General features: G+C 71.7%; 10 protein-coding genes. 5 read left to right on the top strand and 5 right to left on the bottom strand.

The window, feature by feature from the left end:
* The first annotated feature begins 10 nt into the window (after nt 1-10).
* Both ACIBQX_RS24635 and ACIBQX_RS24630 read left to right on the top strand, forming a co-directional pair.
* On the top strand, nt 11-343 hold the full coding sequence (locus ACIBQX_RS24635) for a hypothetical protein (RefSeq protein ID WP_397008257.1): 333 nt from the start codon (nt 11-13) through the stop codon (nt 341-343).
* A complete protein-coding gene (locus ACIBQX_RS24630; protein WP_397008256.1) occupies nt 340-1,428 on the top strand; it encodes a transglycosylase SLT domain-containing protein in 1,089 nt (362 codons plus the stop codon). The genes ACIBQX_RS24635 and ACIBQX_RS24630 overlap by 4 nt, the downstream gene beginning before the upstream one ends.
* 28 nt (nt 1,429-1,456) lie before the next feature.
* Here the strand turns inward: ACIBQX_RS24630 and ACIBQX_RS24625 are convergent, their stop codons facing one another.
* The 3 genes from ACIBQX_RS24625 to ACIBQX_RS24615 all read right to left on the bottom strand — a co-directional run bounded on the left by ACIBQX_RS24625 (nt 1,457) and on the right by ACIBQX_RS24615 (nt 5,352).
* Entirely contained in the window at nt 1,457-3,739 is a 2,283-nt protein-coding gene (locus ACIBQX_RS24625) for a hypothetical protein (RefSeq protein ID WP_397008255.1), read from the bottom strand.
* 140 nt (nt 3,740-3,879) lie between these two features.
* Nucleotides 3,880-5,016 carry a S8 family serine peptidase gene (locus ACIBQX_RS24620; protein WP_397008253.1) on the bottom strand — a complete coding sequence of 379 codons (1,137 nt, stop codon included), beginning with the start codon at nt 5,014-5,016 and terminating at the stop codon, nt 3,880-3,882.
* A gap of 63 nt (nt 5,017-5,079) precedes the next feature.
* On the bottom strand, nt 5,080-5,352 hold the full coding sequence (locus ACIBQX_RS24615; RefSeq protein ID WP_397008251.1) for a WXG100 family type VII secretion target: 273 nt from the start codon (nt 5,350-5,352) through the stop codon (nt 5,080-5,082).
* Between the two features lie 180 nt (nt 5,353-5,532).
* On the opposite strand from ACIBQX_RS24615, the gene ACIBQX_RS24610 reads away from it, so the two are divergent.
* From ACIBQX_RS24610 to ACIBQX_RS24600, 3 genes are all read left to right on the top strand, one after another.
* Complete coding sequence (locus tag ACIBQX_RS24610; protein ID WP_397008833.1) at nt 5,533-7,287, top strand: acetyl/propionyl/methylcrotonyl-CoA carboxylase subunit alpha; 1,755 nt, start codon at nt 5,533-5,535, stop codon at nt 7,285-7,287.
* Between the two features lie 332 nt (nt 7,288-7,619).
* Nucleotides 7,620-8,867: a hypothetical protein gene (locus tag ACIBQX_RS24605; protein ID WP_397008249.1), complete on the top strand. Its 1,248-nt coding sequence runs from the start codon at nt 7,620-7,622 to the stop codon at nt 8,865-8,867.
* 141 nt (nt 8,868-9,008) lie between these two features.
* Nucleotides 9,009-10,466 (top strand): serine hydrolase domain-containing protein, encoded by a 1,458-nt coding sequence (locus ACIBQX_RS24600; RefSeq protein ID WP_397008247.1) that lies wholly within the window; start codon nt 9,009-9,011, stop codon nt 10,464-10,466.
* A gap of 8 nt (nt 10,467-10,474) precedes the next feature.
* Here the strand turns inward: ACIBQX_RS24600 and ACIBQX_RS24595 are convergent, their stop codons facing one another.
* Together ACIBQX_RS24595 and ACIBQX_RS24590 are read right to left on the bottom strand one after the other, a co-directional pair.
* Nucleotides 10,475-11,479 carry a LacI family DNA-binding transcriptional regulator gene (locus ACIBQX_RS24595; RefSeq protein ID WP_397008245.1) on the bottom strand — a complete coding sequence of 335 codons (1,005 nt, stop codon included), beginning with the start codon at nt 11,477-11,479 and terminating at the stop codon, nt 10,475-10,477.
* Nucleotides 11,476-14,238, bottom strand: coding sequence for a glycoside hydrolase family 3 C-terminal domain-containing protein (locus ACIBQX_RS24590; RefSeq protein ID WP_397008243.1), 2,763 nt, complete (start codon nt 14,236-14,238; stop codon nt 11,476-11,478). The genes ACIBQX_RS24595 and ACIBQX_RS24590 overlap by 4 nt, the downstream gene beginning before the upstream one ends.
* Between the last annotated feature and the right edge of the window lie 71 nt (nt 14,239-14,309).

The following is a 14,309-nucleotide window of genomic DNA, read 5'->3' as shown; positions in this document are numbered from 1 at the left end:
GACGGCTGCCATGGCGGACCTTGACATTCACCTCTCGGCGCTGGACAAGTGCCGCACGGCCATCCACACGGCCGCCGGCCAGTACGACGACACGCTGCGCGAGGGCAACCCCGGCGAGCTCACCTACGACGCGGACGACGAGCTGCGCAACAACCGCACCCCGGTCAGCGCCGACGCCTTCGGCGACCTGACCGACTCGGGCGCCCTGGCGGGGACGGCCGACACCGTCTGGACCACCGTGTTCAGGGAGATGGACGAGGCCCGCAGGAAGCTCGGCGGGACCGAGCGCGGCCTGAGCAGCGTGGAGGAGAACATCCGCGCCGCCCACAAGGCGACCTCGTGAGCGTCTCCCACCTGCCCGGCGGCGAGAAGCTCGACGCGATGCTGAAGAAGGTCACCGGCGACCCGAGCAAGATCAACGGCATCGCGACGACCTGGCGGAACCTCGCCGGCGAGATCCACGAGTTCGCCGAGGCGCTGAGCGCCGCCGTCGCCGGGGTGGACGAGGCCTGGCAGGGCCGCTCGGCCGACCAGTTCGACACCTACATGCGCAAGTACGACACCGCCGCCGAATACCTGAAAGTGGCCCTGATCAACTCGGCCACCTCGCTCGACGCCGCCGCCACCGCGCTGCGTTCGGCCAGGACCGACATCGCCACCATCTGCCGGGACCTGACCGGCAACGCGGCCAGCTACCGGACCCGGTTCCTCGCAGGCGACCCCGACGCCACGGAGGATGACCTTCGACCGGGGCTGCGCAACCTGGTCGACCAGGCGATCAAGGAGGCCCAGCCGCATGTGGACGCCGCCGGCAAGGCCGTGACCAAGGCCGACAAGGACATCAAGCGGTTCCTCGACGATCGCGAGCTGACCTTCCGCGCCATCCCTGAGGTGTCCACCCAGCAGTTCACGCCCGCGAAGGGCAGGAAGCTCGACTGGGAGCGCGATCCCGACTATCAGCAGGGGGGCCGCACCTCCTCGCAGAGCCACGGCGGCAACGACGCCGCATCCGGCGGCTCCACCGCCGGCCTCGGCTCCAGCGGCCCGCCCCCGGCCGGCGGCAGGCCCGCGCCCACCGGGCAGGTCAAGCAGTGGATCGACGAGGCCATCGAGATCCTGAGACAGCACGGCGTACCGGACTCGAAGATGAACCCGGCCGACATCGCGGCGATCATCCTCCACGAGTCCGCGAACAACCCGAACGCGATCAACACCTGGGACTCCAACGCCGCCGCCGGCACGCCCTCCAAGGGGCTGATGCAGACCATCGACCCGACCTTCAACGCCCACAAGCTGCCCGGACACGGCGAAATCTACGACCCGGTGGACAACATCATCGCCGGGGTGCGCTACGCCATCAGCCGCTACGGCTCGGTCTCCAACGTGCCGGGCCTCAACAACGGCAATGACGGCTACGTCGGATACTGATCAGCGAGCCCCCGACCGGGCTCGCTGATCAGCTGCCGCAGCTGGCCCATCCGGCGCTGGTGCTGACGGAGCCGACACTGCCCGAGAAGCGCACGCACTTGCCCCTGGCGGGCAGCTTGACCGGTCCCGCGTAGAACTCGTAGCTGCCCCTGTCGGTCTTGCTGCTGCCGCCCTGCACCTCCAGCGTGGCGCTCACCGGCGTCTTCTCACCCACGTGCGTGTTCTTCATGGTGACCACGCAGTTCTGGCCGGCGCGGTCGTTCCACAGCTGGTACGTCACACCGCCGACGAACGGCTGGGCACGCTGGATGCGGAAACCGGAGCCGCACACCTGCACGGGCTTGTAGGGGTTCTTCATCTGCGTCGACGAAGGAGGCGTGGTCGCCGTGGGCACCGGCTGCGGCTTGACCTCCGTCTTCGTCGGGGTCGGCTGCGCCGGTGTCTTGGTGGGCTGCACTGTCTTGGTGACGGTAGCGGCGGGCTTACGCGGCCGCTCGGTAGCGGCCGGCTGCCTGGTGGCCGTCTTGGTGACCGTCGGCTGGGGCACCACGACCGGCTGCGTGGGGATCGCCGCCGGGGTGGTGGGCGCGCTGGTCAGATCCGGTATCTGTCCCGTGGGCGAGTCCGACGGCCACTCGGTGGGCAGCACCAGGGGACCCACACCGGATTCGTCGGGGGACGTCGTGGCGGCCCAGGGCGGGGTGACCTCGGCCTGCGGGGTCTCGCCCATCGGGACGGAGTCCTGCGGGTCGAGGGTCACCTCGGCCGAGGCCGACTCCTTGTCCGCCCCCACTCCCGCCTTCGCCACCGAGGCGGTGTTGACCTGCTGGAACTGGACGTACTCACTGGCGCCCCACAGGCCCACGCCGGACAGCAGCGCGACCACGCCCACCCCGGCGATCAGCGCCACGGGGAAGCCCCGGCGCGGCTTCTGCGCGGACTGCTTGTCCGGCATCGCCTCAAGGCGGATCTGGTAGGGCTCCTGCTGCTGTTCCTGGTGTTGCTGCTGCCGACCGGGATCCGGCGGCCCCCACATCGGCTCCTCCGGCTGCTGCGGCACCGCCATCCCCTGCATCGGCGGCCCCTGTACGGCCGGCCCCTGCATGGGCGGTATGGCCGGTCCCTGCAGAGGCGCTCCCTCGACGAGCGGCCCTTGCAGGGGAGGCCCCTGCAACATGGGCGGGCCCTGCATAGGTGGGCCCTGCACAGGTGGGCCCTGCATAGGTGGGCCCTGCATAGGTGGGCCCTGCATAGGTGGGCCCTGCATAGGTGGGCCCTGCATAGGTGGGCCCTGCAACATGGGCGGGCCAACCTGCGCAGGCGGGCCTTGAGCCGGTGGGCCCTGCATGGGCGGGCCCTGGGGTGGGGGGCCATGCATGGGCGGGCCCTGCGACATGGGCGGGCCCTGGGTCCAGGAGCTCTGGGGTGGCACCATCGGCGCCGGGCCGATCGCGTCGGGGACCGGGGCCGCCAGGGCGGGACGGTCGCCGAGGAAGCCCTGCGGAGGCCCGCCCTGGATGGGCACGCCCTCGATGACCGTCTGGGCGGCGGCCGGCGGCGGCGCGGCCGGGCCCGTGTCGCCGAGCACCTGCATGAGGGCGCTGTAGACGGTGGGTCGCTGTGAGGTCTCCTTGGCCAGCGCCGACAGCAGCACGCCGCGCATCGGCTCGGCCTCGACGTCCACCTCGGGCTCGCCGTTCAGCACCGCGTCCCGGTCGGCGAACGGCGCCTTGCCGGTGCCCGCGAAGGTGATCGTGGCAGCCCAGGCGAAGACGTCCGCGTACGGGCCGTACTGAAGGCCGTGAAGCTGCTCGGGAGCCTGGAAGGCGACCCCGCCGACGGGGTCGCCGATCGCGGCGTCGGTCACGCGGGGGCCGTCGGCGCCGAGGATGACGTTGTGCGGGGTGAGCGCCCGGTGCGACAGGCCCGTGAGGTGGATCGCCGAGAGGGCGGTGAGCACTCCGACCGCCACCCGTTCGAGCGCGTCCCCGCTCAGCGGGCCGTCGTCCGCCACCACCTCGGCCAGGCTCTTGCCCTCGACGTGCTCGCGGACGACGTACGGCCGATCGCCCAGATATCCGGCGTCGACCACCCTGGCCACGTAGGAGCTGGAGATCCGCTGGGCGTCCAGCTGCGGGACCGGCGCGTCGGCGGCGCGGCCGGGCTCGGGCGGGAGCAGCTTGATGGCCCGGACGGGCGCGTCGTCCGATTCGCGCCCCAGGAAGACGTCTCCACGCGGCCCCTCCGCGAGTAGGCCGACAATCCCGAAGTCGCCGATCCGCTCCGGATCCCCAGGCCGCAAGGGGTGCATGCCAAACCTCTCCACAGAAAGCAATAATCAGTCACATTCAACCAGATCTGTCACATAAGCCACGGGAGTTTCCCGGTTGAATCCGACACTTCACTGTTCTGTTTCCATGCGGACGCAGTGAGGCGTGAGTGGGTCTGATTTCAGTCGTTACGGCCGGCCCGCCATCCCCGGCGCCGTCCCATGGGGATCACCGCGCGGGCGACCGCCACGAGCAGCGCCAGCCCGAGCCCGCACCCCGCGATGATCAGCGCCAGCCGGATCCCGTCATGATCCACGGGCGGCGCCAGGGTCACCGCGCTCGCCGGGAGCGGGCTGACCGGAGGCGGCGCGACCACGGGGGCGTTGGCCGGCTCGAACGGCAGGATCGCGCTGACCGCGAGCATCGGGTTGACCATCCCCTCCTTCCCTCCGCTCGCGGCGGCGTCGGCGGTGTCGACGATGCGCCGCAGGACCTGGGCCTGGTCCAGGGACGGGAAGCGGGCCCGCACGAGCGCGGCCACCCCGGCCACGTAGGGGGCGGCGTAACTGGTGCCCCTGAGCTCCTTGAAGTAGGAGCGGCCCGGCCAGGTGGAGGTGATCCCCTGCCCGGGGCCGAGCACGGCGACGGGCGTCTTGTCGTTGGAGAAGGTGGACAGGCGGCCGTTCGGCCCGGCCGCGCCCACCGCCAGCACCCCTTCGTAGGAGGCGGGGTAGTCGGGGATGGGGGTGCCGTCCTCCTTCTTGATGTTGCCCGCCGCGGCCACGATCAGCGCGTCCTTGGCCATCGCGTACGCCACGGCCTCCCGCAGCGCCGGCTGGTCGGAGGTCGACACCGACACGTTGATGACCTTGGCGCCCTCGTCGGCGGCGGACTTGATGGCCCGCACCAGCAGGTCCGGGTCGCCGTCGCGCTCGGAGTTGGTCTGCTTGTAGACCAGCAGCCTGGCCTCCGGCGCCATGCCGTAGAACGGCACGCCCTTGAGGTATCTGCCGCCGATGATGCCCGCCACGGCGGTCCCGTGGCCGATGCAGTCACGGATGCCGGTGCGGGTGAGATCGGCCTTGCCCGCCACGCGGAGCTGCGGATGGGTCAGGTCGACGCCGCTGTCGATGATCGCCACCGACACGCCCGCGCCGGTCGACAGCGACCAGACGCGCTTGGGGTCGAGCCGCTGCTGCGCCCACGACTCACCGACCTGCATGCTGCCCCGGGGCGGCTGACACTTCTCAGGAGCGATCGCGGGTGCGAGCGGGAGTTGCAGCCCCAGCAGGCCTGCCAGGAAGGCATGACTGATCATGCCGGAACAGCGTAGTACCGGTCACACGGAAGCCCCGGCCCGGACCGGGGCTTCGCGGGAGAGTCAGCGGGTCGCGGACTCGATGTTGCCTTTGTAGGTGTTGATGACGCGCGAGGCCTCGTTGAGCTCTTCGGACATGCGCTGGAAGGCGGTGCGGTAGTTCTGCCAGGCGCCCTGGAACTTCTGCGCCCCCGGGCCGGTCCAGGCAGTGCCGACCTTGGACGCCTCGCGGTCCAGCGCCGCCACCGTGGCGCGCACGGCCTCCGACTGCTGGGTGAACTGGGCGGCCATGGCCTGCATTTCTCCGGGATCGCCACCGAGCATGCTCTGACTCATGCGTACCTCCTGGATCGACGTGAAAGCGCCCTCACACTAAACGCGCCACTTGTCCATCGCCTCCGTTAATGCCGAGCGGCTATGGTCTTCCGGTGCACACGCCTGCCTGGGCCGCTGAATCGCAGACGAAAGCCAGCACTTACACTCCGTTGAGTGCTCGCCGAGGAAGGACGGACGCCGGTGCAGAAGGTATTGATCGCCAACCGTGGAGAGATCGCCGTGCGGGTGGCCCGCGCGTGCCAGGACACCGGAATCACCAGCGTGGCCGTCTACGCCGACCAGGACCTGGACTCCCTGCACGTCAGAGTGGCCGACGAGGCCTACTCCCTGGACGGGCAGTCCCCCGCTGAGACCTATCTCGACATCGCCAAGCTGCTGAGGATCGCCGAGCGCTCCGGAGCGGACGCCGTGCACCCCGGCTACGGCTTCCTGGCGGAGAACGCGAGTTTCGCGCAGGCCGTCATCGACGCGGGCCTGACCTGGATCGGGCCGCCGCCCGCCGCCATCGCCGCGCTCGGTGACAAGGTGCAGGCCAGGCACATCGCCCAGAAGGTGGGAGCGCCGCTGGTCGCGGGCACCAAGGACCCGGTCTCCGGTGCCGCCGAGGTCGTCGCCTTCGCCGAGGAGCACGGGCTGCCGATCGCCATCAAGGCGGCCTACGGCGGTGGCGGGCGCGGCATCAAGGTGGCGCGCGAGCTCCACGAGGTCGCCGAGCTGTACGACTCCGCCGTGCGCGAGGCCGTGGCCGCCTTCGGCCGGGGCGAGTGCTTCGTGGAGCGCTATCTCGACCGGCCGCGCCACGTCGAGACCCAGTGCCTGGCCGACCGGCACGGCGACGTGGTCGTGGTCAGCACCCGCGACTGCTCGCTGCAGCGCCGCCACCAGAAGCTGGTGGAGGAGGCGCCCGCCCCCTTCCTGTCCCAGGACCAGCTCGACATCCTCTACGACAGCTCCAAGGCGATCCTGCGCGAGGCCGGCTACGTCGGCGCGGGCACCTGCGAGTTCCTCGTCGGCCAGGACGGCACGATCTCCTTCCTGGAGGTCAACACCCGCCTGCAGGTCGAGCACCCGGTGTCGGAGGAGGTCACCGGGATCGACCTGGTGCGCGAGATGTTCAGGATCGCGGACGGCGAGGCGCTCGGCTACGGCGACCCGGAGACGCGCGGCCACTCGATCGAGTTCCGGATCAACGCCGAGGACGCCGGCCGGGGCTTCCTGCCCGCGCCCGGCACGCTCACCGTGATGCGCCCGCCGTCGGGCCCCGGGGTGCGGCTCGACGCCGGGTACGAAGCCGGGATGACGGTGCCGCAGACGTTCGACTCGCTGGTGGCCAAGCTGATCGTGACGGGCCGGACCCGGCGCGAGGCGCTGGAGCGCGCGCGCCGGGCGCTGGCCGAGTTCGAGATCGACGGCATGCCGACCGTGCTGCCGTTCCACCGCGCGGTCGTGTCGGACGCGGCCTTCACCGCTGAGCCGTTCGCCGTCCACACCCGGTGGATCGAGACCGAGTTCGACAACACCATCGAGCCCTACTCCGGTGACGTGCAGGCGGCAGTGTCCGGCCACGGGCCCGAGGCGCGGGAGAGGATCACGGTCGAGGTGGGCGGCAGGCGCCTGGAGGTGGTGCTGCCGGCCGGTCTCGGCACCGCCACGGCTACGCCCTCGGCGAACAAACCCCGGCGTGCCAAGGGTGGTGCGAAGAAGACCGCCGCGAGCGGTGACTCGCTGGTCACCCCCATGCAGGGCACCATCGTCAAGGTCGTCGCCGGCGACGGCGACACGGTGGCCGAGGGTGACACGGTCGTCGTGCTGGAGGCCATGAAGATGGAGCAGCCGCTGGCCGCCCACAAGTCGGGCACCATCACCGGGCTCGACGCGGCCGTCGGGCAGACCGTCACCTCCGGCGCCACGATCTGTGAGATCAAGGACGCCTGACACAGCCCGAGAGGCCCGGCGCGTCGTGAGATCACGGACGCCTGACACGCCCATGCCGGGCCAGATCGACGGCAAAGGTTCCGGGGTCCCGGCGACGGCGGCGTCAGGATCCCCGAGACGCCGCGCGCCTGGACGGCCCGGGACGGGTAACGTGCGCAGTGAGGAACTTTGCCGACCGCCCGTTCGTCCTCATGGGCGAAGGAGGCTTGCTGCCAATGAGACATCCGCTGCGCCGAGCAGGGGCCGCAGTAGCGGCTCTGATAGCCGGTCTACTCGTCATCCTTGCGCTTTCCCCTGCCGCCAACGCGGCGGCACCCCCGGACGCTGAGTCCGTGGTGTCCCATTTCAAGGACAAGAAGGACCCTCTCTTTGTGGCACCGGGCTCCACCCTGAGCTCGGACGATCAGTCGCAGATCCGGGATGCGCTCAAGGCGTCCAAGAGCGACATCTATGTGGCCGCGCTGCCTGACGGCACGGTGACCGACCCGGCGACCTATGTCCGCGGTGTCGGCACCGAGCTTCAGGAGGCGAAGGCCGCCTCGTCCGGTGGCCAGTGGACCCTGGTGGTGCTCGACGGTCCGTCCATGTTCGCGACGTCCAACTTCGGCCGCCCCGGCATGACCGACCAGCTCTCCAAGCTCTCCGTGCGCAACAACGACAACGTCGTGGCTGGCATGGACGACTTCATCAAGCGGGTCAACTACATGGCCGAGGGCCGCACCCGCTCCGCGCTCGACTCCGGCCCGGTGGGCGGCAGCGGCGGCGGCACCGGCATCCTGGTGACGCTGGGCGTGCTCGCGCTGGCCGGCGGTGGCGGCTACTTCCTCTACTCCCGTAACAGGAAGAAGAAGCAGGCCATCCAGGACGCCAAGGACCTGGCCGCGGTCAAGCAGACCGTCGAGGAGGACGTCACCAAGTTCGGTGAGGAGATCACCGCGCTCGACACCGACGTCATGCTCGAAGGCGAGGGTGGCCGGCACATCGACGAGTGGCAGAAGGCCCTCGACGCCTATGAGAAGGCCAAGACGCAGCTCAACGCGGTCGAGCGGGCCGACCAGGTGCGCGAGGTGACCGGGACGCTGGAGGACGGCCGCTACTCCCTGGCCGTGGTGAAGGCCAGGGTCAACAAGCAGCCGGTGCCCGAGCGGCTCGCGCCCTGCTTCTTCAACCCGCAGCACGGCCCGTCGGTGCGCAACGTGCGCTGGGCGCCGCAGGGTGGCGTGGCGCGTGACGTGCCCGCCTGCTCGGCCGACGCCGAGGCCGTGGAGCGTGGCTTCGACCCGCAGATGCGCGAGGTCATGGTCAACGGCGAGCGCCGTCCCTACTACGACGCGGGCCCCGCCTACCAGCCGTACGCCTACGGCTACTACGGCGGCTTCGGCGACGTCATGACCGGCATGTTCATCGGCACCATGATGGGCAGCATGATGATGGGCGGCATGATGGGCGGCTTCGGCGGCGGCTACGGCGGTGACATGGGCGCCGGTGACTTCGGCGGCGGCGGCGACTTCGGTGGTGGCGGCGGCGACTGGGGCGGCGGCGACTTCGGTGGTGGAGACTTCGGCGGCGGCGACTGGTAGTCCTGTCTGACCGTTTCTCACGGTAAGGGGCGCGTTCCTTCGGGGACGCGCCCTTCGCCGTTTCAGGGCAGGTGCCGGGGCAGGTCTCCGACCATGGCCAGAGACGCTCACCAAACTCCGAAATTACGTATTATCGGAAATATGAAGGTCCTCGCCCTGCTGTCCGGCCTGATCACCGCCCTCCTCGCCCTGTTCATCGCCCCCACCCCGCCCACGCTGGGTCCCCGGACGACCGGCGACCCAGCGCTGGCCGAGCGGGTACGGCAGGCGGCCGGGGCGAAGGGATACCGCGGCCTGTCAGTGGCCATGATCGACGACGGCCGCATCACGCACGCGGGCGTCGGCGACGGCGGCGGGCCCGATCCCCGGCCCGTGGGCCCCGAGACGGCCTACGAGCTGGGCTCCATCTCCAAAGCGATGACCGGGATGTTGCTGGCCGACCTGGCCGCCGACGGCCTGTCTCCCGACACCCCGCTCCGCGAGTTGCTGCCGCGAGTGAAGTTCTCCGACCCGGCCGTCGGCGCGATCACCCTGGCCGAGCTCTCCTCGCACCGGTCGGGCCTGCCCCGGCTGCGGATGACGCCGATGACGTTCGCCAGGTCGTACGTCGCGACCCTCACCGGCGGCGATCCGTACGGCGCGCAGGGCCCGCAGGCGGTGCTGGACGATCTGGCGGCCGTCACCATCAGTGCGCAGGATCGCGGCACGGTGCGCTACTCCAACCTCGGCGCGGCCGTGCTCGGCCTGGCGCTGGCCGAGCACGCGGGCACCGACTACGAGAGCCTGCTGCGCGCCCGGATCCTCACCCCGCTCGGCATGGACTCGACCGTGGTCCTGGCCCCGCAGGACCCGCTGCCCGCCGGGCACGCCGCCGGCCAGGACGAGAACGGGCGGCCCATGGATCCGTGGCGGGACCACGGCTCGGCGGGCGCGGGCGGCGCCGTCTGGTCCACCAGCGGCGACATCGCCAAGCTGGTCAAGGCCGTCATGGACGGCACGGCTCCCGGCGCGGGCGCCGCGACCCCGCGCTTCACCGAGAGGCCGGACCGCCGGATCGGCTACGGCTGGTTCACCACCCGGCACGGCGAGCGCGACATCACCTGGCACAACGGCGCGACCGGCGGTTTCAGCACATACGCGGCCTTCGACAGGGCGAGCGGGCGTGGCGTGGTGGTCATGGGCAACACCAGCAAGCCGGTCCAGGGCATCGGCCTGCGCCTGCTCGGCGTCGGCACGCACGGGGGCGACGAAGGGCCGCCGGTCCAGTCGCTGGCGTTCGCGCTCCTGTTCTCCTTCGCGGGCCTCGGCCTGCTGGTCTCCGCGTTCCGCAATCCCACGCTGGATCGCCTGTCGGTGACGGGCCGGTTCCTGTGGGCGGTCCTGTTCCTCTGGCTGGCGTACGGGACCGGTGGCTGGTCGTTCGTCCCGCCGTTCGTCTGGGCGCTCGGCGCGGGCGTCCTGGCGGCGGGCGCCGCCGCGGCGCTGACCCGCTGGCGCGCCATGCCGGTGAGCGGCGGGCCGCTGACATGGCGGTCCTGGCCGGGTCCGGCACTCCCTGCCGTCCTCCTGGTCGCCTTCGGCCTCGCCACCGCCCTTTGACCAACCCTTCAGGTGCTGGCGCGCAGGACGAGATGCGGGGTGAGCAGGGTGGACATGGGCACGACCTTGCCCGCGAGCTTGTCCATGACCAGCCGGACGGCCTCCCGGCCGACCTCCTCCGCCGGGATGAGCACGGAGGTGAGCGGCGGGCTGGCCCGCTCGGCGACGTCGTCCGGGCAGATCGCCACGACGGCCACGTCCTGCGGCACCCGCCTGCCGAGCTGGCGGAGCGCGCTGAGGACATGGCCGACGGCGGCCTCGTTGTGCACGACCAGTCCGGAGAGCCCCGGCCGGTCACGCAGGAGATCGCCGACGGTCTCGTACACCTCGTCGAACGTCTCCTCGCACGGCAGCGCCACCCCGCTGACCCCGTGGCCGGCCAGCGCGGCGACGAACCCCTCCCTGGTGCGGCGGGCGAAGCCGGTGCCGCGCTCGTAGACCACCGCGGGGGCACCCAGCAGCGCGATCGTGTCGTGGCCGCGCTCGGCCAGGTGCGCGACGCACTGCGCGCCGGAGGCGGCGAAGTCGAGGTCGACGCAGGTGAGCCCGGCGGGCTCGGCGGGGAAGCCGATGAGCACGCTGGGCTCGGCCAGGTCGCGCAGCAGCGGCACCCTGCGGTCGTCGAGCTCGACGTCCATGAGGACGAAGGCGTCGACGAGCGCGCTGGCGGCCACCCGCCGGATCCCGTCGGTGCCCTCGTCGGCGGTCAGCAGGAGCACGTCGTGGTCGAAGGTGCGGGCGGCGGTGACCACCGCGCTGGCGAAGCGCATCAGCACCGGCACGTGCATGCCCGCGCGCAGCGGCAGCACCAGCGCGATCACGTTGGAGCGCTTGCTGGCCAGCGCCCGCGCGCCCGCGTGGGGGTGGTAGCCGAGCGTGCTGATGCTGTCGAGCACCCGCCGCCGGGTGTCGGCGGAGATGGTCCGCTTGCCGCTGAGCACGTAGGAGACGGTGCTGACCGCCACGCCCGCGTGCTTGGCGACCTCCGCGATGGTGACCGAGCGCCCGCTCAAGCGCCGGCTCCGAGGTCGAGCTGGGTCAGCGTCACGCCCTCATTCTCGAACACGACATAGAGATCGTGCACACCCGGCTCCCCCGCGAGGCGGGCGGCCAGGGTCCGCAGGTCGTAGCGGCCGGTGCGGGGCACCGGGAAGGTGGCCAGCGACCGGCCGTAGAGCGGGTCCCCGAGCCGGAGCGTGATCATGCCGCCCTCGGCGCCGCCCGCCACCGCCCGGCAGGCGACGGCGCCGGTGAGATCGACCTGCCGGAACAGGATCCAGGCCCCCTCGGCCTCGGCGCGCACGGCCTCGCCGCTCTCGCGGGCGGCGTCGACGAACGTGATCGCGTCGTACTCGTCGTGGTCCACGGCCCGCAGCAGGCCCTCGCGCGGCGGGATGGTCTCCCCCTCGACCTCGAACCGGGCGCTGAGCCGCAGGTCGGTGGCGCTGCGGCCGACCATGAGCCGGTGCGGGGCGCTCTCCACGACGAACCTGCTCCTGGTCACGTCCCAGAAGGCCAGCTCGCTCACCGGCAGGGAGAGGCGCGCGGTGCCGCTCTGGCCGGGCGCGAGCCGCAGCCGGTCGAAGCCGCGCAGCCGGCGCAGCGGTTGCTTGACGCGCGAGCGCTGCTGGTGGGTGTAGAACTGCACGACCTCCACGCCCTCGCGGGTCCCGGTGTTGGTGACCGTGACCTCGGCGGTGAGCTCGCCGCCCGAGAGCCGTACGCGCAGGTCCGCGTAGCCGAAGGTGGTGTAGCTGAGCCCGTGGCCGAAGGGGTGGCGCGGGGTACCGCGGAAGTAGAGGTAGGTGGCGTCGGCGGTGATGATGTCGTAGTCCAGCAGGTCGGGCAGCTCCTGCGCGGAGCGGTACCACGTCTGGGTGAGCCGCCCCTGCGGGTCGGCGTCGCCGAACAGCACGTCCGCCAGCGCGTGCCCGTACTCCTGCCCGCCGTGCGCGGACCACAGCACGGCCGGCGGGCCGGCGCTCGTCCAGGTGAGCGGGCAACCGCTGCTGACCACCATGACCGTACGGGGGTTCGCGGCGTGCACGGCCTGGACCACGGCGTCCTGGGCGGGGGCGAGCGCGAGGGTGCTGCGGTCCTCCGTCTCGCGGCCGTTGACCAGCGGGTGGTCACCCACCACCACGACCGCCGCGTCGGCGGTGGCGGCGAGCTCGGCGGCCTGCTCGGCGCCGTTCCTGACGACGTCCATGACCAGCCAGAGCGCCTGGTCGGCGTCGTCGACCAGGCGGAGCGTGCCGTCGTCGCCGGCGCCGACGTAGCAGCCGGTGTGCAGGTGGCGCAGGGCGAGCGAGCCGCGCGGGCGCTCCTCCAGGCGGAACGTCTGGCGCACCTCCCAGCCGGTGGGGCCCGGCTGGTCGTTGACCACGGTCACGTCGTCGACGGAGACGAAGCGGCCGGTGGCCACGGCGCGCAGCGCGTAGGCGCCGCCGCCCCAGTCGAAGACGTCGAACGTGTCGGCCGGCCCGGAGCCGAGGCTGAGCGGCCCGCCAGCCGGGTCGGCGGTGACGGGCCCGGCGTCGGCGGTCAGCGTGACCCGGTCGACACCCTCGCAGAACACGGTCTCGCACCGCTCGGCCAGCCCGGTGCGGGCGGTGACGGCGTACGGGAGCGTGCCGCTGTACCAGTCCTCCATGAGCGTGTCGCCGAGCTGGCCGATCACCGCGAGCCGGGTGACCTGACCCAGGGGCAGCAGGCCGTCGTTGGCCAGCAGCACGAACGACTGCCGGGCCGCCCGCCTGGCCAGGTCCTGGTGTTCGGGGCAGTTGACGACCTCTTCGGTGACGTCGTCGTACGGCGTGGCGGGGTCGAACTCGCCGAGCCGGAACCTGATGGACAGTGCATGACGCACGGCCGTGTCCACGTCGTCCTCGGTGAGCAGCCCGCGGCGCAGCGCCTCGCGCAGGTGGCCGAGCGTGGCTTCGGCGCGGTCGTCGTCCTGGGTGAAGCTGTCCAGCCCCGCCTTGACGGCGTGCGCGTACGCCTCGGCGGGGGTGTCGTGGTAGGCCTGCGCCTCGACGAGGTTGGCCGGGGCGTAGGCGTCGCTGACCACCAGGAGGTCGTCGGGCGCCCAGCCGCGCAGCACCTCGTTGATCAGCGGGCTGAGGTGTGCCGGGCGGCCGTTGACGAGGTTGTAGGAGGGCATGACCGCGACGGCGGCGCCCTGCTCGATGGCGGGCCTGAAGGCGGGCAGCTCGTACTCGTACAGCACCCGGGGCGGCACGTTGCTGGAGGTGGCGCAGCGGTCGGTCTCGTTGTTGTAGGCGAGGAAGTGCTTGAGGGTGGGGGCGGTCCGCAGGACGTGGGGCTCGCCGCCGCGCAGCCCGGAGGCGTACGCCGTCGCCAGCAGCCCCGTCAGCCAGGGGTCCTCGGAGTAGCCCTCCTCGTTGCGGCCCCAGCGCGGGTCGCGTAACGGGTTGACGACCGGGGCCCACACGTTGCGGCCGACGCCGGTCGGGTCCTTGTGGTGGAAGGCCAGCACCTCGTCGCCGGTGGCCTCCCCCACCCGGCGCACTAGGTCCGGGTCCCAGGTCGAGGCCAGGCCGATGGCCTGCGGGAACACGGTGGCGGGGCCCAGCCAGGCCAGTCCGTGCAGGGCCTCGGTGCCGGTGCGGAAGGGGCCGAGGCCGAGTCGTTCGACGGGCGCCTGGTACTGGTGGAGGAGGCCGACCTTCTCCTCCAGCGTGAGCCTGCTCGACAGGTCGGCGATCCGGTCGAGGAGGGGGGTCTCGGGGTCGCGGAAGGATTCGTGCATGGCCATCCCTCAGAGGTGTCGAAGCGCTTCGATGACCGGGCCGGGGCGTTACGGAGGTGTTTCGATGGGTT

The organism is Nonomuraea sp. NPDC049714 (assembly GCF_044465295.1).
GTDB lineage: Bacteria > Actinomycetota > Actinomycetes > Streptosporangiales > Streptosporangiaceae > Nonomuraea.
This window is presented reverse-complemented; position numbering and strand designations above follow the sequence as displayed.